At 71.6% G+C, this 3,756-nt stretch carries 2 protein-coding genes; one reads left to right on the top strand and one right to left on the bottom strand.

From position 1 onward, the window contains the following. Positions 1-2,554 (bottom strand): hypothetical protein (locus AOK08_RS29795; RefSeq protein WP_055531811.1); only part of this gene is annotated, 2,554 nt, incomplete at its 3' end. A gap of 258 nt (positions 2,555-2,812) precedes the next feature. Here AOK08_RS29795 and AOK08_RS29790 point away from each other — a divergent pair. Next, positions 2,813-3,484: a hypothetical protein gene (locus tag AOK08_RS29790; RefSeq protein ID WP_055531809.1), complete on the top strand. Its 672-nt coding sequence runs from the start codon at positions 2,813-2,815 to the stop codon at positions 3,482-3,484. Positions 3,485-3,756: the final 272 nt, after the last annotated feature.

Genomic DNA, 3,756 nt, shown 5'->3' with positions numbered 1-3,756 from the left:
CAAGATCATGCAGGCGGCGCGCGGCGGCGACCGCCGTGTTGCCAGTGGTGAAGACGACTTCGGCGAGCGCGGCGACCTCGGCGACGGCAAGGACGTCGACGAGCCGGTCGCCGACGGGCGGGGTGACGAGCGCCTGCTGCACCACGAGGGTCAATGCGCTGGTGGCGGTCATGGCGTCCTGCTGCTGGCGCCGGGACTCGTCAGCCCAGTTCTCCGCCCAGGGGGACGCGAGGTTGACCGCGATCTGCGTGTGCGAGCGAGTGCGGTGCGACCACGCGGCGTTCAGGTGCCGGGCAAGCTCACCGAACAAGGCCGGCTGGTAGGCGCTGATCTGGTCGGCGAGTTCTGCCTCCAGGGCGTGCAGGAGCTGCTCGGCGGGCCCGCCCGGCCGGCACGCATCCGCGCCGCGCCACGTGCCGGCCTGCACGCCGCGGCGGCGCACCGCAGCGGCCGCGGCACGCAGGGCGCGCACGTGCAGGTGCGGGGTGCGCGGCAGCGCGTAGGCCGGGCGGGTGGCGGGCCAGTAATCGGTGATGCCCGCTAGGAGCAGCAGCGGATGGGCGCTGTTCCACGCCTCGGTGAACGTGTCGACGTCGGTGCCGGGCCCGGCACCGCGGCCGGTGCGGACTTGGGCGATGAGTTCGTGGACGAGCTGGCCCAGGATGCGGTGCCCCTGCTGGCCGTCACCGGCGAAGGCGGCGAGCATCGGCGGGTCGACGACGAGGCCGATCCGCGCGCCCTCGGGGTCGGCGCCGACACGCACGAGGAGACTCTCCTCCGCGTCGGCGTCGGTGTCGGCGTCAGCGGCTGGCTCCGGTGCTCCGGTGGGCAGCTGGTGCGGTTCAACGGCAACGGTCACGTCCAGGATGAGGAGTGAGCCGTCGGGGAGCGTTGCGTGCGCGGCGGCCGGCTCGATGGTGGTGAGCGCGGTGAGCAGGGCGTCGGCCAGGTCGTCCATACCCCGCGCATCGAGCGGGGTGCCGCGCTGTGGGGAGGGGACAGCGACGATCACCATCGGCGGGACGGTCGACGTACGGACCAGCAGGGTGCCCTCGGAGCTGTGGTACTCCAGAGCGGCTCGCGTCCCGTGGGTCCCGGGCTCGGGAGGGATCGGCGTGACGCGGGTGAAGTCCCGTACGCCCGGCAGACCGGCAGCGCTCAGCACACGGTCGGTGGCCGCGTGTACGGCGGCGTGTTCCCAGACCTCGTCGTACGGCGTGGCGGGGACGAAGGCGATGTCGTCGCTGTCGGGGCCGGGCAGCAGCAGGGTGGCGTTGCGGTGCCAGTGCGACCACGCGTCGAGGGCATCGAGGTAGGCCACGCCGTGGACGCCGGGGTGTTCGGTGACTTCCAGGACGAACAGGGCCAGGAGAGTCAGGTTACCGTCGGCCTGGTGGAGGATCTCGGCGAGCTCCTCGACGTGAAGGTAGGCGGTGTCGCGAATCAGCTCGCGAGTCAGCACACGGGGACCGCCGTAGACGACGAGGCGCCCGCGGCCCGGCGGGGTGTCGGTGAGAGCAGCGCGGCCTTCCTCGACCCGTCCGCTCAGAGCTCCGTCCGCCAGCGCGCTGACGACGGCGATGTCGTAGCGGTGGCTGGGCGAGGTCATGCGGCACACCGGTCCGGGACGTGCGGGGATGTGGTCCAGGCCGAGGAGCTGGGCGAGCCGGGAGACGGTCACCTCCTGCAACCGCTCCTCGACGGCGGCCAGTTCGTTCGGCGGCAGGAGGGCGAGCAGCCTGTTGGCAGCCGGGGCGATGGCGTCCGTCGCCGCGCCGGCGGGAACGGGCAGACGCCGGCCGTGCGCGGTGACGGCCAGGACGGGGCCCAGCAGCGGCGTGTCGGGGCGGTAGCGCAGTGGTAGGTCCTTGACCCGGCTGGTCAGCCATTCCAGGGCGCGGTCGGCGCGCTCCGGGTGTCGGCAGGAGGGGACGAGGCCGATCGGGTCGGCCGTCGCGATCGCGGAGGCGGCCTCGACCTCGGCGGAGGTGAGACGGCAGGCGACCCAGTCCTCCTCCACATCGTCCGGGGCGGCATCGGGCCAGGCAGGGGTGAGTGCGCAGAGCGCCCGGTCGGTGATCCGCAGGGCCAGTTCGAGGACATCGCCGATCCCGAAGCCGAGCGCCTCGCACAGCGGCTGGTCGACGGCCAAGGCGGTGAGCTCCAGGCTGCGCAGCACGAGCAGAGGATGGGCGAGCTGCCCGGGGTGGACCAGCAGCCTCTCACCCGCGACGGTGCTGCCCACTCCAGCGCGCAGGTCGCTGGGATCGCGGTCGGTGAGGACTCCTCGCCCGGGGGCGGCTCGCACGATCGCGTCTACCAGTCCGGGCAGGTCGTCGGCGCCGGCGGGCACGCCCGGCCGGTTGGGGGCGCGCAGCACGCGGGTGAGCATCAGCAGCAGGTGGTCCTCAAGCCGTTGGAAGTCCGGCGAGGTGAGGGCGGCCTGGAGGAGCAGGAGAAGGGAGTCGGTGGAGTACGGGGCCAGGGCGCGGTCGAGGACCTTCCAGTCCACGCGGCGGTGGGCTGCGGAGGTGACGGGTGTGTTCGTGGGCATGGTGCGTGTCCTGGTCTCGTACCGGGCTGATCCGACGTATCCGACCCGACAGCTTCGCAGGCCGGTGGCGCTCCGCGCCGAGGATTTCAGACGGCGCGAGGAGGCCGGGTACGCGCTTCGTCGTCCACTGCCGGGCGACCGGCGCACCCGGGGCTGCCGGGCCGACGCACCATGTGACGGCGGTTTCCGGCGGGAGCAGCCTCTGCCGGTCATGCTGGACGGCGAAGAATCGCGGCGCTGAAGGACGGAGACCGAGGTATGGAGGCACGGAAGTCCGCGGAACCGGACGAGCCCGTCGGCGAAGTCCACCACGTCTACGCGGACGACACGGTCAACGTCACCGAGTCGCACGTTGTCGACGGCGTCGGCGAAGGCGGCGAACGGATCGTTACAGGCGGCGACGGACATGACACCAGCGTCCAGAGCGATCCTGCGGGGCGGGTTGAGGTACGGGTGGGTCGTAGCCCCTCCAAATCCGAATCGGAGCTGCGAACAGCACAGCTACTTGTGCAGCGCCTCAATCAAGACGGCGCGCAGTGGGACCCTCCGCAACTGACCAACGCGAGCGCCCGCGACGAGAGGGGCATCGACTGCGAGGCCAGTGGTCCGAACGGACAGCGCCTCAAGATCCAGGTGACGAGGCCCGAGCGGGCGGCATGGCGTGAACTCGCGCGCGGCTCGGCCTTTCGTACCAGTACCAGTGAGGAGGCTCTGGTCGAGGCTCTCCGTTTCGCGATCGAGGCGAAACAGACACGGTCCGATCGCGAGATCCATCTCGCCCTGGATGCCGTTCACGCCCCTGCGCACGCGCTGCGCTCCGTCGCGGAGACGTTCCGCCGACAGCACGGCGGGTGGGCAGTGAGCGTCGGGTTCCAGGAGATCTGGCTCGTGGGCCCCTCGGTCGACCTGGTGCAGCGCCTGGCTCCCTGAGGCAGGCTCACTGGGAGATGCTGTGGGCGACCCGAACCGGTCAGGGCGCCCACCCGGCGAGTCCCCGGTTGGCGCCCTCCCGTCTCGCCGCTCGACCTGCTGCTTGCTCCCTAAGAGGGCCGCTCGGCGGGGGCGTTGCCAAGATCTCGGGCAGCCCTGTATCGGGCCGGACCGTGCTGTCGGTGCTCGGAACTACGCTCTGGCCATGACGATTCACTACACGACCTTCGTGATGCCGGGTTCGATGATGCGGGTGTCGTACGACACCCCCT

This window comes from Streptomyces graminilatus (assembly GCF_001418565.1).
GTDB classification, from domain to species: Bacteria; Actinomycetota; Actinomycetes; order Streptomycetales; family Streptomycetaceae; genus Streptomyces; species Streptomyces graminilatus.
This window is presented reverse-complemented; position numbering and strand designations above follow the sequence as displayed.

Excerpts from the sequence above, each read along its gene's own strand:
- AOK08_RS29790 (WP_055531809.1), top strand. The coding sequence starts at position 2,813 with ATGGAGGCACGGAAGTCCGCGGAACCGGACGAGCCCGTCGGCGAAGTC.